The following is a 20,150-nucleotide window of genomic DNA, read 5'->3' as shown; positions in this document are numbered from 1 at the left end:
CGCGCCGTCAAAACGGCCTTTGAACGTTGCCTGAATAGAAATAGATGCCCAGACCGGCGGCAAAGATGATGTTCCCGGCGATCGCGTGCAGCAGGACCGCATAGAAAAACGACCCGCGCTTGCGGTAGGCCCAGGTGAACAGCAACCCGCCGCCAAAGGTCATGATGGCGACGATCCAACTCCAGTACATGAGGTGAGCCATCGAAAACAGGGACGCGTTCAATAGGTAGGCCGCCCGTCCGTTCGGCAGGATCGCATGATAGCGGCGGAAGAACAGCGACCGAAACAGCAGCTCTTGCGGCAGAGCTGACAATAGCGGGTAGCCAATCCATATCACGGCCAGAAATTCCGGCCTGTAGAGAAGCATGCGAAATGCAGCATCCGGTCGCATCGTCATGACGACCAATGTGCAAAACGCGGTCATGGCAACACTGAAGATGGCGAGTTCGCGCCACGACCAGTTAAGCCAGTTGTATCGCAACTCGGCCCAGGCGAAGCCGGGCGTGAAATGCAGCAGGAGGATACCGATGGCCGTGAAGGTGAACAGCGACGGAAACATCCAGTTGGGGGGGAAGAAGACGGCGATCAGCACCGGCGCAACGATGAAGAACAACCCGAACTCCAACCTCAGCCGTAGGTTATGCGTCGTGGTGTCCGCCCAATCGCTTTGTTTGCTCACAATACCGCCAACTCCGCCCGGATCAGGCCACGCAAGGAATTCCCGACATAGAGTTTTTCCGCGTTTTGCAGATCGGTCAAGGACAAGACGCTTTCGGTAACCTGTTTATTATCAAGCAATTCTTCTCGCAGGATCCCCGGGAGCAAACCGCAGGTGAGCTTTGGGGTCAGACGGCTTCCGTCCGTCATGTGCACGAACAGGTTGGTGATTGTTCCTTCGCATAGTTCATCGCGCTCATTTAGAAACAGAAGCTCGTCTATGCCTTTGGGTAGTGATGCGCGGGCTGTATCATATATTACGCGTTTAGTTGTCTTGTGCCTCAGCCAAACATCTGCCGTCGACAGCCGCGTTTCAGCCACAACCAAACGCCAGACCGGAGGGTTATCAGCCAGAGGACCGGTTGTTACATCAATTTGACCCTCGACCGCCAATGTAAGACGACACCTGAGAGGTGATTGGCCAGTCACCCGTTCAAGCTTGGCTATCGCTTGCGCCGCGTCGAACGGCATATCAAAAGCTGCAGCCGATCGTGCCATACGCGCGAGATGCCGTTCCCCGCGAACAAAACCCTCCCCCGGCCGAAAGGCCAGAGTTTCTATCAGGCGGAAGTCAGGGTCAGCTGGTGGGCAAAGCGGGCTTTCCATAACGCTTCCTCGTATTCCGAAGGGGCTGTGCTGTCCCACACAACGCCCCCACCGACGTTCAGGGTGGCTGCGCCTTCTTCGACCATCAGCGTTCGGATCGCCACATTGAACTCCGATCGCCCGTCAGGCGCTGCCCAACCGATAGCGCCGCAATAAACATCGCGCGGCCAGGGCTCCAGATCCGCCAGAATTTCCATCGCCCGGATCTTGGGCGCGCCGGTGATCGAACCGCAGGGGAACAACGCCGTCAGAATGTCTGACAACTCTGCCCCCATATGCAACTGCGCCTGCACCAGTGAGATCATCTGATGCACCGTGGCATAGGTTTCGACCTTGAACAGCTCGGGCACCTTGACCGATCCGGGCAGCGCGACGCGGCTGATATCGTTGCGCAGCAGATCAACGATCATCAGGTTCTCGGCCCTGTTCTTTTCGTCGGTCGACAGGAACGCACGGCGGCGGGCATCCTCTGCCATGTCATCGCTGCGAGGTTGCGTGCCTTTCATCGGACGTGTCTCAATGCGCCGATCCGCATCGGTGCGAAAGAAAAGCTCGGGCGACCGGCTTAGCAGATCCGGCAAATCTTCCTGCTGAACAAGCGCGCCGTGACCCACAGGCTGTCCCTGCGCAAGCGCAGCGTAGAGCGCGGCACTGTTCCCTTCCACGGTCATATCGATCGGAAAGGTCAGGTTGGCCTGATAAATGTCCCCTGCCTCGATGGCGTCATGCACATGCCGAAAGGCGCGCGTGTACCTCGCTTCGTCCCAGCGCGGTTCAAAAAGGGTAACACCACCGGCTACGGCGGGAAGCTCGCGTTGCGCAGGGTGGTCATAAACCCCAAAGCACAACAAAGGCAGTCTGCGTCCGGTTGGCATTCGGTCGGAAAGACGAGGTTCAAGGGCATAGCCCAACTCATAACTGGCATAGCCCGCCAGCCACGCACCGTCAGCGCGCACCTCATCCAGCGCCGCCATCGCCTGGGGCACGTCCTCCGCATTGTCGGCGCGGATCACCTTGACTGGCCGGTCAAAACTGGTTCCTGGCCCGGCCGGCCCCTGATCGAAACGAATACGCACGTGCATCCTCATTTGCCGTGCAGCGCGATATAGAGGATACGGCGGCAAGGGGAAGAGGGGAAAGCGGCAATTTCGTCCTCGTTTCCGATACCTCTTGAACCTTTTCGCGCGGTCCCTATAACGCAGGACAATTTGGGCGCTTGGGGTGCGCCCTGACTCGCGGACAATCGAAGGAACCAGGCCATGCCGAGAAGAACCGACATCCAGTCGATCATGATCATCGGGGCGGGCCCCATTGTTATCGGTCAGGCTTGCGAGTTCGACTATTCCGGCGCTCAGGCCTGCAAGGCGCTGCGGGAAGAAGGATACCGGGTCATACTGGTGAACTCAAACCCTGCAACCATCATGACCGACCCCGGGCTGGCAGACGCGACTTACATCGAACCGATCACGCCCGAAGTTGTCGCCAAGATCATCGAGAAAGAACGCCCTGACGCCCTGTTGCCCACAATGGGCGGCCAGACCGGTCTGAACACCTCGCTGGCGCTGGAAGAGATGGGTGTGCTGGACAAGTTCAATGTCGAAATGATTGGTGCCAAGCGCGACGCCATCGAAATGGCCGAAGACCGCGCCCTGTTCCGCGAGGCGATGGATCGCTTGGGTATCGAAAACCCCAAGGCCGAAATCGTGACTGCGCCCAAGGACGGCACCGGCAAAAAAGACTTGGACGCGGGCGTGGCGCTGGCGCTGGAGACACTTGAAACAGTTGGTCTGCCAGCCATTATCCGTCCTGCCTTCACACTGGGCGGCACTGGCGGCGGCGTGGCGTACAACCGCGAAGATTATATACATATTTGCCGCTCGGGCATGGATGCCTCGCCCGTGGGTCAGATCCTGATCGATGAAAGCCTGCTTGGTTGGAAAGAATACGAGATGGAGGTGGTGCGCGACACCGCTGACAACGCCATTATCGTGTGTTCGATCGAGAATATTGACCCGATGGGCGTGCATACGGGTGACTCGATCACTGTTGCCCCTGCCCTGACTCTCACTGACAAAGAATACCAGATCATGCGCAATCACTCGATTGCCGTGCTGCGCGAAATTGGTGTCGAAACTGGCGGTTCGAACGTGCAGTGGGCGATCAACCCGGTTGATGGCCGGATGGTCGTGATCGAGATGAACCCGCGCGTGTCACGGTCTTCGGCGCTGGCCTCAAAAGCGACCGGTTTCCCGATTGCCAAGATCGCGGCCAAGCTTGCCGTGGGCTACACACTGGACGAGTTGGACAACGACATCACCAAGGTCACACCGGCCTCGTTCGAACCGACCATCGATTACGTTGTCACCAAGATCCCGAAATTCGCTTTCGAAAAGTTCCCCGGCTCGGAACCCTACCTGACCACCGCGATGAAATCGGTGGGTGAGGCCATGTCGATCGGCCGCACGATCCACGAATCAATGCAAAAGGCACTGGCCTCGATGGAATCGGGCCTGACCGGATTTGATGAGGTCGAAATCCCCGGCCTGAATGTCGGCCTCTGGGACGAAGCCGACGACAAGGCTGCAGTGATCAAGGCAATCAGTCAACAAACGCCTGACCGTCTGCGCACCATAGCGCAAGCCATGCGCCACGGTCTGACCGATGACGAGATATTTGGCGTCACCAAGTTCGACCCGTGGTTCCTGGCCCGCATCCGCGAGATCATCGACGCGGAACGTCAGGTCCGCAAAGACGGCCTGCCCGTCACCGAGGAAGGCATCCGCAAACTGAAGATGCTGGGCTTCACTGACGCGCGTCTGGGCAACCTGACTGGCCGCGACGAGGATAACGTACGCCGCGCCCGTCGAAACCTTGGCGTCACCGCGGTGTTCAAACGCATCGATACCTGCGCGGCCGAGTTCGAGGCGCAGACTCCCTACATGTACTCGACCTATGAGGCCCCTATGATGGGTGAGGTTGAGTGCGAGGCACGCCCGTCTGACCGTAAAAAGGTTGTCATCCTTGGCGGCGGCCCGAACCGGATCGGTCAAGGCATCGAGTTCGATTATTGCTGCTGTCATGCCTGCTTCGCGCTGACCGAAGCGGGTTATGAAACCATCATGATCAACTGCAACCCCGAGACCGTGTCGACCGACTATGACACCTCGGACCGCCTGTATTTCGAGCCGCTGACCTTCGAACACGTCATGGAAATCCTGACGAAGGAACAGGAAAACGGCACGCTGCACGGCGTCATCGTTCAATTCGGCGGCCAGACCCCGCTGAAACTTGCAAACGCGCTGGAAGAAGAAGGTATTCCGATCCTCGGCACCACGCCGGACGCGATCGATTTGGCCGAAGACCGTGAACGCTTCCAGGCGCTGGTTAACGAGTTGGGCCTGAAACAGCCGAAGAACGGCATCGCTTCGACCGATGAGCAGGCGCTGGAAATTGCCGAAGAGATCGGCTTCCCGCTGGTGATCCGCCCCTCCTACGTTCTGGGTGGTCGCGCAATGGAAATTGTCCGCGACATGGATCAGCTCCGGCGCTACATCAACGAGGCCGTGGTGGTTTCCGGTGACAGCCCCGTTCTACTGGACAGCTATCTGGCTGGCGCGGTAGAGCTTGACGTGGATGCGCTGTGCGACGGCACTGACGTACACGTTGCGGGCATCATGCAGCACATCGAAGAGGCCGGTGTTCACTCGGGCGACTCTGCCTGTTCGCTGCCGCCCTATTCGCTTTCGAAAGAGATCATCGAGCAGATCAAGGATCAGGCGTTCAAACTGGCCAAGGCGCTGAACGTCGTGGGTCTGATGAACGTCCAGTTCGCGATCAAGGATGATGAGATCTACCTGATCGAGGTGAACCCGCGCGCCTCGCGTACCGTGCCGTTTGTCGCGAAAGCCACCGACAGTGCGATTGCATCGATCGCCGCGCGCGTCATGGCCGGTGAGAAACTCTCGAATTTCCCGCAGCGCCCAGCCTACAAAGAAGGTCAGGACACCAAGATCGCCGACCAGATGACTCTGGCCGACCCGGATATGCCGTGGTTCTCGGTGAAAGAGGCCGTGCTGCCATTCGCCCGTTTTCCCGGCGTCGATACGATCCTCGGCCCCGAGATGCGTTCTACAGGCGAAGTCATGGGCTGGGACCGCGACTTCCCGCGCGCCTTCCTGAAGGCGCAAATGGGCGCAGGTATGGTTCTGCCTTCGTCGGGCCGTGCCTTCATCTCGATCAAGGACGCCGACAAAGGTTCGGCCATGCTCGAGGCCGCGAAGGTTCTGACCGAGCAGGGCTTCTCGCTTGTCGCGACACGTGGCACGCAAAGCTGGCTTGAGGAACAGGGCGTTACCTGTGAGGTCGTCAACAAGGTCTATGAGGGCCGTCCGGACGTGGTCGACATGTTGAAAGACGGTCAGGTACAGCTGCTGATGAACACCACCGAAGGTGCGCAGGCGGTCGAGGACAGCAAGGCCATCCGGTCCATCGCTCTGTACGACAAGATCCCCTACTACACGACTGCCGCTGCAAGCCATGCCGCTGCTTTGGCGATCAAGGCGCAGGCCGAAGGAGATGTCGAGGTGAAATCGCTGCAGGGCTGATCGGCCTGAACTTGCTTGCAGACCTGAACGTTTCGCGCGCCCGTTGACCTTATGTCTTCGGGCGCGCATCTTTTCTGCAAACGAGCAGAAGGAAAGAACAAATGCGTAGATTTATGGTATTGGCCGCCCTGATGACGCTTGCAGCGTGTGATGTCCCTTTGATCCCATTGATCTGAGACAGACTTTCTAACCGTTTTCGCTTTGCCTCGCCGCTGAATAGGCACATGGTTCTGCCCCAAGCCAAGCGGAGGAACCGTGCGCCTTTACACCACCTATGGAACCAACGACCTGCCACGGGCCATTCGGTTTTACGACGCGATATTCTCTGTTCTGGAACAGCCGCGCCTTCCGGGATGGACCAAGAACCGCGCAGGCTGGGGCACCGATCCGGACGCTGGAACAGGGTTTTGGGTCTGCACGCCTTTTGACGGCCAGCCCGCCAATGTGGGCAACGGGACGATGATCGCGTTCCCTGTCCAAAGCGCCGCCAAAGTCAGGCAGTTTCACACCGCAGGACTGAAACATGGTGGTACGGATGCGGGCGCGCCGGGAACAAGGGACTATTACGCACCTGATTTCTATGTCACTTATCTGCGCGACCCCGACGGGAACAAGCTTTCGTGTTTTTTCTATCATTATGACCCGGTAAAGAATTCGGGTGACTAAACAAGCCGTCGCAAGCCACGCCGCTGCGCCGGCGATCTAGGCGCAAGGCGATGTGAATTCGCCGCAGGATTAAAGGCAACGACATTGACCGAGCAGAGCCATCCCGTTCTTGCCTCCAGTAGCCTGACGGAACTCGGGCTGCGGCGCGAGATGAAGCCGGGCCATACCGGCCCGGACTATACTGAACACGTCTACGACTATGACACATTCTGGTATGACGCATTCTGGGACAAAGGCCGCCTGACGATCATCTGCCCCAAACTGTTTGGCCTGTATGACGTTATCCGCGAAGGTCGGTTTCTTCTGGATGGCAAAAAGGTCAGAAAAGTCCGCCTGAAACCGCATGAATTCTACGATGCCCTGATAATCAGCGAACCTCAAAAACCTAAAACACTGGCGTTCGAATGGGGTGGGTCACGGGTTGAATCTCTGGTGAATTCGGCCCGGCAAGATTCGGCCCCTTTCACGGGCAAAAATGTGGCCGTCACCCTTTCACGTGACAACAATCTGATCTGGATCGAGGATTTCGCTCGGTACCATTGCCAGGAACATGGGCTGGAGCAGATGTTGTTCTTCGACAATGCCTCGTCCCAGTATGGTCTGGATGACATCCGCGAGGCGCTAAGGCGGGGCGGTATCAGCAACCCCATCGTTCTGTCTGCCCCGTTTCGGTACGGTGTTGTTTCACAAGACAGGAAAGGCAAGACGCGCTTCAACACGATGTTTTTGCAGACCTCGCTGCTGAACATAGCACGCTTGCGGTTCCTCTCGGGCGCGCGCGCTGTTCTGCAATGCGACATTGATGAACTGGTCTGGTGCAATAACGGTAGAATCTTTGACCTGGCCCAAAAGCGGCCAACCGGTTTCGTGCGTCTGGGCGTGGAATGGCGATACCCGGATGCAGGCCGAACCGAAAGCTTCCGGCACTCTGATCATATCCGCAAATTACCCGGAGACGGGCTGTGCAGGGCCAAGTATTGTATCGCGCCTTCGGGGCCGCTTTGGTTCACATCGTGGCATGTCCACACGATCGGGTTGCTAAGGTCGCGTGGCAGCCTCATCACTCCAAAAGACAGCGGTATCTGGCACTGCAAGGCGATCACGTCGAGCGCCTGGCGGAACTATGACGCCAATGCGTTATCCAACTACGAACTGGCACCCGAAACGCGGGCGGCATTTGACCGTGTCGACTGGTCACTTAACCCGACCGGATAAGTCACCGGCCGGGTTTGAACGGTTTTGGGGTTTTGCTTAGGCCGCTGCGGCTTTCAGTTCACGTTTCTCGTCCCGCGCGAAGAAAATCAAGTAGAAAACAGGTGCCGCGACCATCGTCAGGATCGTTGCGAAGGCCAGACCACCCATGATCGTCACCGCCATGGACTTGAAAAACGCATCTGTCAGCAGCGGCGCCATACCCAGAATGGTGGTGATCGCCGCCAACATGACCGGACGCAGACGCGAGACCGAAGCTTCGATGATCGACTCACGCAAACCTTTGCCGGTCTCGCGAACCAGATCGATTTCCTCGACAAGAACGATACCATTCTTGATCAGCATCCCTGACAGGCTGAGCAAGCCCAGCAGCGCCGTGAACGTGAACGGCAGACCGGTGCCCAGCAAGCCGATGACGACACCGTTGACAGACATCGGCACCAGCAGCCAGATGATGATCGGCTGACGGACCGCGTTGAAGATCAACACCGAAATCAACACCATAATCAGCAGGCTTACTGGCAACTGACGGCCCAGACTTTCGTTTGCCTCACCAGCGTTTTCGAACTCGCCACCCCATTCCATGCGGTAACCCGCAGGCAGCTCCATCTCTTCGATGGCAGCGCGTACTTCCGAATGAACCTGAGCCGCCGTCATTCCCACCGGGATTTCAGCCCCAACAGTGATGGTCAGCACCCGGTCACGGCGGTGAACCAGCGTGTTGAGGGATTGGTATTCGAACCCGTCGACCATTTGTTCGATTGGCACAAACTTTTCTGACTGGTCCGAATACACCACCTGATCGACGATCGAGTAATCCCCGTCCGCTGGCCGGCGGATAATGATCGGGATCAGGCGATCGCGTTCACGGAAAACACCCGCTCTGACCCCGTCGGTGGAAAACTGCAGCGTTCCGGCGATATCTTCACGGGTCACGCCAGCAGTTTGCGCGCGTTCGGTCGCATAGATGGGCTGAACCGCCAGCTCTTTCTCACGCCAGTCCTGATAGACATGCAAAACATTATCTGAGGCGCCGCGCATCCGCAGGATAGCCTCGTCCGCAAGCTGCCTAAGTACAGCCGGATCACTACCCGAGAACCGGGCCTGAATGGGATCGCCGCCACCGGGGCCAAAGATCAGACGTTTGGTTCGAAACTCGCCTTCAGGGAATTGCGCCGATCCGAACGCCTCGAGATCAGCCTGCAGCGCCGGGATGTCGTCCAGAGTTTCCGTGCGGATGATCATGTGTCCATAACTCGGGTTCGGTTTCTCCGCCGAATAGGTCAGCAGGAACCGAGTTGCGCCCTGCCCAACGAACGTAGTTACGGCGACAACATCATCGCGCTTGTTCAACCATTCCTCAAACACGGCCATGTCTTCGGAGGTACGCGCTATGGGCGTGCCTTGCGGCAGTTTGTAGTGCACGAAGAACAGAGGCGTGTTCGAATCCGGGAAGAACTGCTGTTTCACCAGACCGAACCCGGCAAAACACGCGACCGTGATGCCGACCAGACCGGCAACGACCAGCCAGCGGAACCGAAGCGCCCATTGCAGGATGCTCCCGTAGATACGGAACATGATCCCGCCATATGCGTCCACTGCCCCTTCCTTGCCCTGCTTGAAAAAATAGTGGCCAAGCAGCGGCGTTACTGTCAGGGCCAGAACCCAGCTCAGCAACAGTGAGATTGCGATTACGGCAAACAACGAGAACAGGAACTCACCTGTCGCGTCCGGGCTGAGACCAATGCCTGCAAAGGCCATGATCCCGATGACCGTGGCGCCCAGCAGCGGGATTTGCGTTTTGGACGCGGCCTCATCCGCGGCATCCCGCGAGTTCTTGCCGCGCATCATGGCGATCTGCATCCCTTCGGCGACAACGATAGCGTTGTCCACCAGCATACCCATCGCAATGATCAAGGCGCCTAGCGAGATCCGCTCCATCTCGATCGAGAAAATCGACATGAAAAGAAGTGTCCCAACCACGGTCAACAACAGGGTCGAGCCAACGACAACAGCCGCGCGCCAGCCCATGAACAGCGCCAGCACGACGACCACGATGGTCACGGACATCGCAAGGTTCACCAGGAAGTCGTTCGAGGCCTGCTCGACCACCACGTGCTGTTGGTAGATGGGCAGGATTTCCACACCAAACGGGATTTGCGAGTCCAACTCGGTGAATTTTTCATCCGCGCGTTTACCCACCTCGACAATGTTCTCGGTAGAGAGGCCCGCAATGCCCAGCGTGAAAGCTTCGGCACCATTGAACCGGATCATCACCTCCGGGTCTGTCTGACGACCGCGATAGACGTCGGACATGTCGAACAGGTTTATCACCTGCCCTTGCGAGCCAACCGACAGGCCCGCAATCGCCGAAACACTGTCCGACCCTTCCGCAGTCAGGATGGTCGTACGGTCATTTTCCGACCGGACCGAGCCCGATGCATTCACGGAATCCGCATTTGCAATGGCTTCGTTGATCGCCTGCAGCGGCACGTTCTGGTTCACCGAGATAGCCAGATCGGGCTCGACGAAGATCGCCTCTTGCGGCAAGCCCATCACCTCGACATCTGCCACTCCTTCGACGGTCAGCAACTCACGCCGCAGGAAGGTCGACAACTCGTGCTTTTCGGCGTCTGAAAATCCATCGGCGGTCACGGCATAAAACAGTCCAAACACGTCTCCGAACCGGTCGTTGACCAACGGCTGCTGCACACCAGAAGGCAGGCCGCGCGCCGTATCACGCACCTTGGCGCGCAGTTTGGTCCAGATCTCCGGCAGTTCGGTGCCATCATAGGTCGATTTGATCTCAACCTCGATCAGAGACAAGCCAGGCTGGTTCACGGATGTGATCGTATCGACCTCACCCATTTGCTGGATGGCGGATTCCAATGGCTCCGACACTTCCAGCGCCACCTGCTCGGCTGTTGCCCCGGGATACTGGGTCGCGATGACCGCGTTCTTGATGGTGAAGGCCGGGTCTTCAAGACGCCCGAGCGAAAGGAAACCCCAGATACCGCCAAACAAGGCGATCAGGATGATTAGCCACGTATAGATCGGGCGATCAATGGATGCGCGCGCAATGTTCATCGATCCGCCCTTCAGTTTGCAAAGCCGGCAAAACGGCGCGCGGCTTGACCGTCGGTCAACGCCCCGCCGCCTGCAACGACGATCTCATCGCCGTCCTTCAAGCCGGTCAGAACCCGGACCTCGCCTGTCTGTGTCGGTTCGATGGTCACCGGCACTAGGCGCACCGTCCCTTCGTCGGCTCCTACTGGCGAAAACACCATGACACCCAGGTCACCGTTTGCGTCGGAAACGATCGCGGTGGCCGGAACAACGATTCCGGTCCGGCTGTCCTGAACCTGAACGTTCACGGTTACCGACGATCCCGGCAAAATCTGCAGCCCCTCGGGCGGGGTCAGGCCGAACTGAATGCGGAACGTTTGCCCCACGCTGGACGATTCCGCGTCAAACTCGCGGATTTGCAGCGGAAAGACTTCGTCGCTGACCGGAAATTTCGCGGTGATCGAGATATCGTCTTCCTGCCCAGAGCGCTGAAACAGAATTTCCGGAACGTCCACTTCGATCCGAAGTTCGGACATATCGTGGATACGCACGATCGGAGCGCCTGCGGAAACGGTGGTGAAGGATTCGACCGTGCGGCGCGAGACCAGAGCGTCAAAAGGCGCCGTCAGCGTAGCATGTTTCAGGTCGTATTCAGCGTCGCGAACAGCAATATCCGCCAGCTGTGCCTCGGTTTCCGCGTCATCCACGGCCACCTGACTGGCGGTTGTGCCGCGCAAGCGCGACAGGCGGGCGACGGTGCGATCCGCCTGATCCTTTTGCAGCACAGCCCGGTCATAACGGCGCTGAAACGGTTCCTGATCCAGTTGTGCGATCAATTCGCCCTTGGGGATCACAAAGCCTTCGGTCACCGGCATTTCGACAATCTGCCCGGCAACCTGAAACGCCAGGTCGACCGTCTGCCGCGCAGCGACGCGGCCAAAGAACTGGCGCGAGAAACCTGGTGAGGTTTCCTCGACTACCATCAATTTCACGGGTTTTGCCGTATCCTGCGCCATCGCAGAGGTGGCAAATACGGTCAGAGCAACGCTCAGAACAGAGAAGAGTTTCATTTCTTCAATCCCTCAGGAATTCCTGTTTTCATTATGTTTTCCCGGATCTTCCGGGCCAGTCGTGCGAACTCGGCAGTCTCGTCAGCGTCCAGACCCGAGGCACGGCGGAACAAGTCCCCCGCTTCTGCCAGCAACATCTGCCGCATCTCATGACCTTTATCGGTCAGAACCAGCAACCAGGCGCGACGGTCTTCGGGGTCGCGCTGTCGTGCCAGATACCCAGCCTCTTCCAGCGCATCAGCGGTCGACGTGATGGTCGATGGCACCGTCAACATGTCCGCGGCCAGAACGCCCATACGCTTGGGTTGATCCAACTTTACCATCATGTGACATTCCTGATGGCTCAGCTCGACCTCAAGAGCGTCAAAGCTTTCTTCCAGCTTCCAATAGAGTGCGTAGACGCCCATCATTGCCTGCACTTCGGGGCTGAGACGTCTGACCAAAGCGCTGTCGTCGTATGTCATGGGCGAATCCGTTTGCCATTTCGGCTTCGCATATACTTCGGAAAATGAACTATTCAAGAACTGAAGCTGATTTAATCGGAATCTTTAATATTCCCTTGGGTCAACCTCTCTTGAACAAACCCTTCTATGGCTGCATTTTGAGCAAATCCGAAACATTCAGGTTCTATCATGTACACGCCCGCGATCACCGGCTCCGGTGTTTTCACCCCCGAAAACGTCATCACCAACGCCGAACTTGTCAAAGCATTCAACGCCTATGCCGACAAGATGAACGACCAAAACGCGGAGGCGATTGCGGCGGGTGAGATCGAGCCGATGCAGCATTCTTCGGAGGAATTCATCGTCAAGGCGTCGGGCATCGAAAAACGGTACGTGATGGACAAGGACGGTGTTCTGGACCCTGACGTGATGCACCCCTTGCTGCGTCAACGCAGCGACGATGAACCGGGCATCATGACCGAGATGGCGGTCGACGCCTGCAAAAAGGCACTGGCACAGGCCGGGCGCAGCGCCGTAGACGTCGATCTGGTGATCTGCGCCGCCTCAAACCACGAACGCGCTTATCCTGCCGTCGCCATTGAGATTCAGCAGGCCCTTGGAATCAACGGATTCGGTTTTGACATGAATGTCGCCTGTTCTTCGGCCACTTTCGGGATTCAGGCAGCTGCGGACATGGTTCGCTCTGGCTCGGTCCGCGCTGCATTGGTGGTGAACCCCGAGATTTGTTCCGGCCATCTGGAATGGCGCGACCGCGATTGCCATTTCATCTTTGGTGATGTGGCAACAGCCACTCTGATCGAACGGGTCGAAGACGCGAAAGGCCCGCATTTCGAGATCCTGTCGACACGTTGCGCCACCGAGTTTTCAAACAATATCCGTAACAACAACGGCTTCTTGCGCCGTTCGCGCCCAGACGGCGTGGTTGACCGCCGTGACATGCAGTTCATGCAAAACGGCCGCAAGGTGTTCAAGGAAGTGTTACCGATGGTCAGCAAGCACATCTCGGACCACATGGAAGCAGAGGGTGTCGAAAGCGGCGATCTGAAACGCCTGTGGCTGCATCAGGCCAACAAGACGATGAACGACTTCATCGGCAAAAAGGTCCTGGGCCGCGAGCCCGCAGTCGGTGAACAACCCAACATCCTGCAGGACTATGCCAATACGTCTTCGGCCGGATCGATCATCGCGTTTTCCAAGTACTCCGAAGACCTGACGGACGGGGATGTCGGCCTGATCTGCTCGTTTGGCGCGGGGTATTCGGTGGGCTCCGTAATCGTGAAACGGCACGGGTGACGTCAGTCCTTTGGACCGTTGCTGATCCAGTTGTCATGCGAGCTAGATTGCGCTGAGACAGGCCGGTCCAACGCCCGCTCCACATTGAACTACGTTGATTTTCCAGGATTTAGGCGGTTATCCTTAACGGGATCGTCACGAAATCGGAGGGTCAAATGGACAGTTCCATATCCGATGAAGCACTGGCACGACTTCCATTCTGGGTAACTCCGCCGGGAGAAACAGATGGTTTTCTGGTTACCGTCGGGTTTCTGCTGGTGTTGGTGCTTCTCGGTTTCGGTGCGCTCTATTTCACGGTTCAGGCCATCCCCGATCGCATGGCGGCCGGCGCTCACAAAGTGCAGATGCAATTGGTAGGCGTTCTGGGGCTGATTTCGCTGTTCACCTTGAACAACGCCTTTTGGATCGCGGCAATCCTTGTCGCTGCCGTACCATTGCACGAGGTTTTCCCACTAAGACACGCATCCGAGACCGACGATGCTTGAGCTTCTTTTTTCCGCCCTGATCACGATCGTTCCCGACTATCTTTATCGCCGCTACAAGCAAGGCAAGCGGTGGGGACAAGAGCTTACTTTGTTCAATATCTGGTACGAGCTTCGTTGGGGGCTAACTGCCTGCGCGATTCTTGCGATCACTTTGATCACCATCATTTTCTATTTCCACCCATCGACGCGCAACGTATCTGCGCCGTTTCGCACCGTGACGATCCTGTCTGACCGACCCGGCCGTGTTGCCGAAGTTTATGTCGCAAACAACGAAGCGGTTGAGGCCGGCGATCCGATTTTCCGCCTGGACACGACACGTCAGGAAGCGGCTGTGGAAACCGCGCAGCGACGGATGGAGGAAATCGACGCCGCGCTGGGCCTTGTCGCGACTGAGATTGCCGGCGCCACAGCGCAATTGGAAACGGCCGAAGCTGATCTGAGGCAGGCAACGGACGATCTGAATCGCCGTGTTGCCCTGGCAGAACGCAACGACACCGTGGTCAGCGAACAGGAACTGGAACGCTTGGAGACCGCAGTGTCGCGCGCGGATGGTCAACGAACAGCCGCTATGGCGGTGCTCGACGGTGCGAAACTGCGCCAAACTACTCTTTTGCCGGCACAACGGGAAAGCGCACGCGCCGTTCTGCGCGAAGCTGAGAATGAAATTGCCAAATCCACCATATTCGCCGAAGTGGACGGGACTGTGACGCAATTCCTGTTGAAACCGGGCGACATCATTAACCCGATCCTACGCCCTGCAGGTATTTTGGTGCCGGAGACCACCGGGCAAGGACGCTTTGTGGCGGCCTTTGGTCAAATTTCGGCCAGTGTTGTGAAACCTGGCATGCTGGTTGAAATCACCTGCGCATCGAAACCACTGGTCGTCATCCCAATGGTCGTTGATGAGGTTCAGGGGGCAATCGCTGCCGGGCAATTCCGGCCGGGCGATGCGCTGTTGGATCAACAGGACCGCGCTCGGCCAGGCACGGTAACCGCTTTCCTCAGCCCAATATTCCCCAAACACGTTGAGCGCATTCCGCGGGGCAGTTCCTGCGTTGGTGTTGCCTATACCAGCCGCGCCGAGGAAATCGAATCCGGAGAGATCACCGGAATGTCGGCATTTGTTGCCCGGATCGTGGACGGCATGGGCATTGCCAACGCCATCGTTCTTCGGGCGCAAGCCATTTTATTGCCAGTCAAGGTTCTAGTATTCTCTTGAAGCCCAGATTTGCCGCACCGGTTGATGGCTTGGGCAATGCAGATGGCTTTCTTTGAGCTTTTTCGCAGCCTTCCTTACCCGCTCCCAATTGGTATTTTTGTCGGCACCAGGAAACCAAGGATTGCAATGCGACCGTTCAGTGAGTGGACAGCGGGCGTGAACCTCAGCTCACGCTTTCCTCTTCCAGATGCAGTTTCATGTCCAACAAGACCTGTTGCAGCAGGCTGGTTTCCTTCAACAGTCGTTTGGCTTCGTTTACAGTGATGATCCCGTCCTCAATCGCGGACTGATATTCGGTCATCAGCATCGCAAACCGTTGGCTCAGCGCGATCACGTCGGAATTCACGCCACCAGTGCGCGGGCTATCGTCGTTTCGTCCGTCATAAGACAGGGTGATGTTCTTCAAATCGGCGAGAGCCGAGGTGACGTGAGGGAAGTTCGACACCGCCTCGAGTCGCGCAACTGCGTCCACAGGCATGAACCGGTCGGCATGTTCGATATTGTCGGAATAGTAACGGCCCAACGTGGCTTTGGACTTGCCGGTGATCTCGCACGCGGATTCGATTCCCACGTCTTTAACCAGCGCTTCGGTATGTTTTTTCAGGTAGGCCCCGATATCTGCCATGTTTTTACCTTCATTGCCTGCATCACCCACTACATCTGCCATTGTGGGGGAAAGGGAAACGAAATTTCCCATACTCGATTCATAATTGAAATGTCATATGTTGGCTATCCCTCAGATATGCAGGGGTTTTGTGAGTGAGTGGCGGCATTTCATGCCGGTAATGAGTAATCGCAGAGCTTTTTTGCTCTGCTTCGTTTAGGCCGCATGTTGGCCGACGGCGTCGCTGTTGTTGAGGCGGGGGTATCCATCCCCAAAGGGCTTACGCTCGACCTCTGCAACAATAACGGCGACGTCGCTTGTTCAAGCAGTTTGATGACTTGCCCGTCCGGTTCTGGCGTTTTAGACCCGGACCATGGCTAAGCTCTACTTCAACTATTCAACTATGAACGCGGGAAAATCGACGGTGTTGCTGCAGGCCTCGCACAATTACCGTGAGAGGGGCATGGACACCTACCTGATGACCGCAGCCCTGGACGGGCGCGCCGGTGTCGGGCGGATTGCGTCGCGCATCGGAATCTCCGCTGACGCCGACACATTCGCCACCGAAGATGACGTGTTTGCAATGATCAGACAGCGTCTAGATCAAGGTGAAATCGCCTGCGTCTTTATCGATGAGGCGCAATTTCTGACGGAAAAACAAGTCTGGCAACTGGCCCGTGCCGTAGACGACTTGCGAGTGCCGGTTTTGGCTTACGGTTTACGGGTGGATTTCCAGGGCCGCTTGTTTCCGGGTTCGGCTGCTTTGCTGGCACTGGCCGATGAGATGCGCGAAGTGCGCACCATTTGCGAATGCGGGCGCAAGGCGACGATGGTTATCCGTCAGGACGAAAACGGCAACGCCATCACCGAAGGCGCGCAGGTCCAGATCGGCGGGAACGAGACTTATGTCTCGTTGTGCCGCAGACATTGGCGTGAGGCCGTCGGAGACTAAACCGGGTTGAGCAGCGGTCGGCCAGCGACAAAGGCCGCGACGTTGTCCAGCGCCATATTTCCCATGTCGGTTCGGACCTCTTCGGTCGCGGTGCCAAGATGAGGCAGTAACGTTACGTTATTCAAATCGCGCAGCACCTGCGGCACGTCGGGTTCAAATTCGTAGACATCAAGACCCGCGCCCGCGATCTGACCGGATTGCAGGGCAGCGATCAGGGCGGCCTCGTCCACCACTTCTCCGCGCGCGATGTTGATCAGGATGGCCGAGGGATTCATGGCCTCCAGCACCTCTGCATCAATAAGGTGCCGGGTTTCGGCACCACCTGGAACGGCGAGGACCAGAAAATCGACCGCTGCGGCCAGTTCCTTTAGATTCGGGATGTTCTCTGCTGGGAACTCCACTTCCTTTGGGCTGCGCGACTGATACGCCACGTCCATCTCAAAACCGAAATGGCAACGCCAGGCAATCGCCTGACCAATACGGCCCATCCCCACGATCCCGACACGCTTACCGGTCACATGATGCCCAAGCATCTGGGTCGGGTGCCACCCCTGCCAGTCACCGGATCGAACCAGCCGTTCGCCCTCGCCCGCGCGGCGGGCGGTGGACAATAGCAAGGTCATGGCGATGTCCGCCGTAGCATCGGTTACGGCGCCGGGCGTGTTGGTGACTTCAACGCGCGCGGCACGCGCAGCCGCCACATCGATATGGTTGTATCCCACGCCGAAATTGGCCAACAACTTGCAGCGCGGCTCTGGCACCTTGGCAAAAACGTCAGCCGAAAACTGATCGCCTAGCGTTGGAACCACCACATCGAACTCAGCCAAGGCCCGCCGCATCTCGTCAGGCGTCATCGGCAAGGTGCTGCTGCGAATTTCGACATCGAATTCAGAGCGGGCGCGGGCCTCGACGGCCCGAGTCATCGGGCGGGCGATAAATAGCTTCATCAGTGCATCCGCCCACCGGTTGGAACTTCGCCATCAGGGCCGATCAGAACGATCTCACCATTGTCATCGGGAAGGCCCAGAACCAGTACTTCGGACATGAACTTGCCAATCTGACGCGGGGGGAAGTTGACGACGGCCATCACCTGCTTGCCCACCAGTGTCGAGGGATCGTAATGCGCCGTGATCTGAGCCGAGGTCCTGCGTTCGCCGATTTCCTCTCCGAAATCGATCCACATCTTGATCGCTGGTTTGCGAGCTTCGGGGTACGGTTCGGCGCGGATCACTTCCCCCACGCGGATGTCCACCTTCAGGAAGTCGTCGAATGTAATCTCACTCACGGGACAGCTCCTTGGATCGGTCGGTTGCGGCTTTGACCGCGCGGTGCAGCAGGTCTGGGAAGCCCAATTCTTCGTGCATCAGAACCTCAAGTGCGGCCTGTGTCGTACCATTGGGAGACGTCACGTTGATGCGCAGCTGCGAGGGGTCTTCCTCAGCCGCCATAGCCAGCGCCCCTGCCCCGGCTACGGTGGATTTGGCCAGCTTCATTGCCAATTCGTGCGGTAAGCCCTGCGCCTGACCGGCGGCGGCCAGTGTTTCGATCAGATGAAAAACATAAGCGGGACCCGAACCGCTTAGGCCGGTCACCGCGTCCATCTGCGACTCATCGTCCAGGCGGACTGTTTCGCCGATTGCGGACAGCAGGTTTTCGGCAAGGGCAACATTGGCGTCCGACGCATTTCCGTTGCCGATCAATGCGGTGATTCCCTGCCGGATCGCAGCCGGAGTATTCGGCATCGCACGCACGATCGGAGTTCCGTCGCCCAAGACGCTTTCAAAAGTGGCGATGGACGTACCAGCGGCGACCGATACAAACAGGCTGCGGCCTCCGCCCAGCGCCTTGATCGCGGGCAGCGCATCGCCCATCATCTGCGGCTTAACGGCAACCAGCACCACGGCCGGAGCTTCGGGCAACGGGGTGTTGATATTGACGCCTTGCGCCTTCAACCAGTCCGAAGGGTATGGGTCGATTACCCAGACGGCGGACGCAGGAAGGCCATGTTCCAACCATCCGGCGAGCATGGCCGATCCCATCTTGCCGCATCCCAGAAGAACCAGCCCCTGCTCGGCGATGCGTGACATGTCCATGATTGCCCCTCCCCTTATTCGGCTTGGGGCAAAGCTTTACGCGCGGCCGTAAGCCTCTGCAATGGCGACTTGCATCGCTTCTTCAGGGGTACGGTTGCCCCATGTGACCAACTGGATTGCCGGGTAGTAACGCTCGGCGCTCAGCACTGCGGCGGTGATCATTGTGTCGATCTGTTCCGGGCTGGCCATCTGGCCGCCCGCCAGCACCAGACCATAACGATAGACCATCAGTTTCTGGTTGGCCCAGTAGGTGAATGCTCCGGCCCAGCACTGATCGTTCATCTTGTTCAACAACTCATACAGTTCGGTTTCCCGCCCGGATGGAGGCTCCATCTCGAACGAGCACACCATACGGAGCGTTTCGTCATAGTTGGACCAGGCCAGAGTGATCGAGTATGTGCGCCACTGCCCCTCGACAGCCATGGCGATCTGATCATCCCCGATCCGGTCAAAATCCCAGTCGTGGTGTTCGGCAAGATGTTCAACAATGTCGATTGGATGAAGGTCTTCTTCGAGAAACTGCTCGGAAAGGGCCATAATGCCACCTCACTAATCTCTAGCCTTGTAGGGGCTGGCAGCGCCCCAGCGCTAGTTGCTTGCTCTACAAGCCGGGCTTCCCCCGTCTGCCTGTACTAAATATGGTGCGACGCGGATGGGGTTCTGGCAACCCTATTTGTTGGGGATAACAGCAATAAGTTGTGGACAGCTGGCAACGGAGATCAAAATATTGGCACCTTGCCCAGCTTTGACTTGATTAAATTCTGCGAGGCGTCAGAATACACAACACCGCACAATCCAAAGCCGGATTGCGCGACGTCTTACCTGTCTCGAATTCTGGATAAGCGGACTTACTTGTCCAGCTTGGCCTCAAGCTCCGCAATGCGCGCCTCAAGCGCTGCGTTCTCTTCGCGGGCTTTCTGGGCCATGGCGCGGACAGCGTCGAATTCCTCACGCGTGACGAAATCGCGATCGGCCAGCCAGCGGTCGATCATCGACTTCATCGCGTTCTCGGCCTCTTCCCGTGCGCCCTGCGCCACGCCCATGGCGTTGGTCATCAGCTGGGAAACGTCATCAAGAATCTTGTTGCGGGTTTGCATGG

Annotated in this window: 19 protein-coding genes; 7 read left to right on the top strand and 12 right to left on the bottom strand. The window is 57.8% G+C overall.

Annotated features, from left to right (window positions below; translation table 11 throughout):
- Positions 1 to 7: 7 nt before the first annotated feature.
- The 3 genes from ACR0J0_RS06625 to ACR0J0_RS06615 are packed head-to-tail and all read right to left on the bottom strand — an operon-like array spanning position 8 to position 2,405.
- Complete coding sequence (locus tag ACR0J0_RS06625; protein WP_480662280.1) at positions 8 to 679, bottom strand: CPBP family intramembrane glutamic endopeptidase; 672 nt, start codon at positions 677 to 679, stop codon at positions 8 to 10.
- Positions 676 to 1,323: an aminotransferase class IV family protein gene (locus tag ACR0J0_RS06620; RefSeq protein WP_480662278.1), complete on the bottom strand. Its 648-nt coding sequence runs from the start codon at positions 1,321 to 1,323 to the stop codon at positions 676 to 678. The genes ACR0J0_RS06625 and ACR0J0_RS06620 overlap by 4 nt, the downstream gene beginning before the upstream one ends.
- A complete protein-coding gene (locus tag ACR0J0_RS06615; protein WP_480662276.1) occupies positions 1,278 to 2,405 on the bottom strand; it encodes an aminodeoxychorismate synthase component I in 1,128 nt (375 codons plus the stop codon). The genes ACR0J0_RS06620 and ACR0J0_RS06615 overlap by 46 nt, the downstream gene beginning before the upstream one ends.
- Positions 2,406 to 2,582: 177 nt before the next feature.
- Between ACR0J0_RS06615 and carB the strand changes: the two genes are divergently transcribed.
- The 3 genes from carB to ACR0J0_RS06600 all read left to right on the top strand — a co-directional run bounded on the left by carB (position 2,583) and on the right by ACR0J0_RS06600 (position 7,808).
- Positions 2,583 to 5,927: a carbamoyl-phosphate synthase large subunit gene (carB, locus tag ACR0J0_RS06610; protein WP_480662274.1), complete on the top strand. Its 3,345-nt coding sequence runs from the start codon at positions 2,583 to 2,585 to the stop codon at positions 5,925 to 5,927.
- A 255-nt stretch (positions 5,928 to 6,182) separates the two neighbouring features.
- Entirely contained in the window at positions 6,183 to 6,593 is a 411-nt protein-coding gene (locus ACR0J0_RS06605; RefSeq protein WP_480662272.1) for a VOC family protein, read from the top strand.
- Between the two features lie 84 nt (positions 6,594 to 6,677).
- The gene (locus tag ACR0J0_RS06600) at positions 6,678 to 7,808 is read left to right on the top strand and encodes a hypothetical protein (RefSeq protein WP_480662270.1); all 1,131 of its coding nucleotides are present in this window, start codon (positions 6,678 to 6,680) and stop codon (positions 7,806 to 7,808) included.
- A 36-nt stretch (positions 7,809 to 7,844) separates the two neighbouring features.
- Here ACR0J0_RS06600 and ACR0J0_RS06595 read toward each other — a convergent pair whose 3' ends face one another.
- From ACR0J0_RS06595 to ACR0J0_RS06585, 3 genes are read right to left on the bottom strand one after another with little or no spacing between them, the layout of a single operon-like run.
- On the bottom strand, positions 7,845 to 10,892 hold the full coding sequence (locus ACR0J0_RS06595) for an efflux RND transporter permease subunit (RefSeq protein WP_480662268.1): 3,048 nt from the start codon (positions 10,890 to 10,892) through the stop codon (positions 7,845 to 7,847).
- Positions 10,893 to 10,903: 11 nt separating this feature from the next.
- Entirely contained in the window at positions 10,904 to 11,941 is a 1,038-nt protein-coding gene (locus ACR0J0_RS06590) for an efflux RND transporter periplasmic adaptor subunit (RefSeq protein ID WP_480662266.1), read from the bottom strand.
- The gene (locus ACR0J0_RS06585; RefSeq protein ID WP_480662264.1) at positions 11,938 to 12,405 is read right to left on the bottom strand and encodes a MarR family winged helix-turn-helix transcriptional regulator; all 468 of its coding nucleotides are present in this window, start codon (positions 12,403 to 12,405) and stop codon (positions 11,938 to 11,940) included. Before ACR0J0_RS06585 ends, ACR0J0_RS06590 begins: the two co-directional genes overlap by 4 nt.
- Before the next feature lie 168 nt (positions 12,406 to 12,573).
- Between ACR0J0_RS06585 and ACR0J0_RS06580 the strand changes: the two genes are divergently transcribed.
- From ACR0J0_RS06580 to ACR0J0_RS06570, 3 genes are all read left to right on the top strand, one after another.
- Entirely contained in the window at positions 12,574 to 13,698 is a 1,125-nt protein-coding gene (locus tag ACR0J0_RS06580; RefSeq protein WP_480662262.1) for a beta-ketoacyl-ACP synthase III, read from the top strand.
- 155 nt (positions 13,699 to 13,853) lie between these two features.
- Entirely contained in the window at positions 13,854 to 14,183 is a 330-nt protein-coding gene (locus tag ACR0J0_RS06575) for a hypothetical protein (protein WP_480662260.1), read from the top strand.
- Positions 14,176 to 15,402 (top strand): HlyD family secretion protein, encoded by a 1,227-nt coding sequence (locus tag ACR0J0_RS06570; RefSeq protein WP_480662258.1) that lies wholly within the window; start codon positions 14,176 to 14,178, stop codon positions 15,400 to 15,402. Before ACR0J0_RS06575 ends, ACR0J0_RS06570 begins: the two co-directional genes overlap by 8 nt.
- Before the next feature lie 163 nt (positions 15,403 to 15,565).
- On the opposite strand, the gene ACR0J0_RS06565 is transcribed toward ACR0J0_RS06570, so the two are convergent.
- Complete coding sequence (locus ACR0J0_RS06565; RefSeq protein WP_239337680.1) at positions 15,566 to 16,027, bottom strand: hypothetical protein; 462 nt, start codon at positions 16,025 to 16,027, stop codon at positions 15,566 to 15,568.
- Between the two features lie 352 nt (positions 16,028 to 16,379).
- Between ACR0J0_RS06565 and ACR0J0_RS06560 the strand changes: the two genes are divergently transcribed.
- Positions 16,380 to 16,958 (top strand): thymidine kinase, encoded by a 579-nt coding sequence (locus tag ACR0J0_RS06560; protein WP_480662256.1) that lies wholly within the window; start codon positions 16,380 to 16,382, stop codon positions 16,956 to 16,958.
- Here the strand turns inward: ACR0J0_RS06560 and ACR0J0_RS06555 are convergent.
- The 5 genes from ACR0J0_RS06555 to ACR0J0_RS06535 form a co-directional block, all read right to left on the bottom strand.
- The gene (locus tag ACR0J0_RS06555; RefSeq protein ID WP_480662254.1) at positions 16,955 to 17,905 is read right to left on the bottom strand and encodes a 2-hydroxyacid dehydrogenase; all 951 of its coding nucleotides are present in this window, start codon (positions 17,903 to 17,905) and stop codon (positions 16,955 to 16,957) included. The two genes, ACR0J0_RS06560 and ACR0J0_RS06555, sit on opposite strands and share 4 nt — an antisense overlap.
- Positions 17,905 to 18,243: a tRNA-binding protein gene (locus ACR0J0_RS06550; RefSeq protein WP_480662252.1), complete on the bottom strand. Its 339-nt coding sequence runs from the start codon at positions 18,241 to 18,243 to the stop codon at positions 17,905 to 17,907. Before ACR0J0_RS06550 ends, ACR0J0_RS06555 begins: the two co-directional genes overlap by 1 nt.
- Entirely contained in the window at positions 18,236 to 19,051 is an 816-nt protein-coding gene (gene proC / locus ACR0J0_RS06545) for a pyrroline-5-carboxylate reductase (protein ID WP_480662250.1), read from the bottom strand. Before proC ends, ACR0J0_RS06550 begins: the two co-directional genes overlap by 8 nt.
- Before the next feature lie 36 nt (positions 19,052 to 19,087).
- The gene (locus ACR0J0_RS06540) at positions 19,088 to 19,588 is read right to left on the bottom strand and encodes a type III secretion system chaperone family protein (protein ID WP_480662248.1); all 501 of its coding nucleotides are present in this window, start codon (positions 19,586 to 19,588) and stop codon (positions 19,088 to 19,090) included.
- A gap of 311 nt (positions 19,589 to 19,899) precedes the next feature.
- On the bottom strand, positions 19,900 to 20,148 hold the full coding sequence (locus ACR0J0_RS06535) for an accessory factor UbiK family protein (RefSeq protein WP_480662246.1): 249 nt from the start codon (positions 20,146 to 20,148) through the stop codon (positions 19,900 to 19,902).
- Positions 20,149 to 20,150: the final 2 nt, after the last annotated feature.

The sequence above is a fragment of the Ruegeria sp. BF12 genome, from assembly GCF_056538705.1.
The sequence above is the reverse complement of the archived record's forward strand: the minus strand, read 5'-3'. Positions and strand labels throughout refer to the sequence as shown.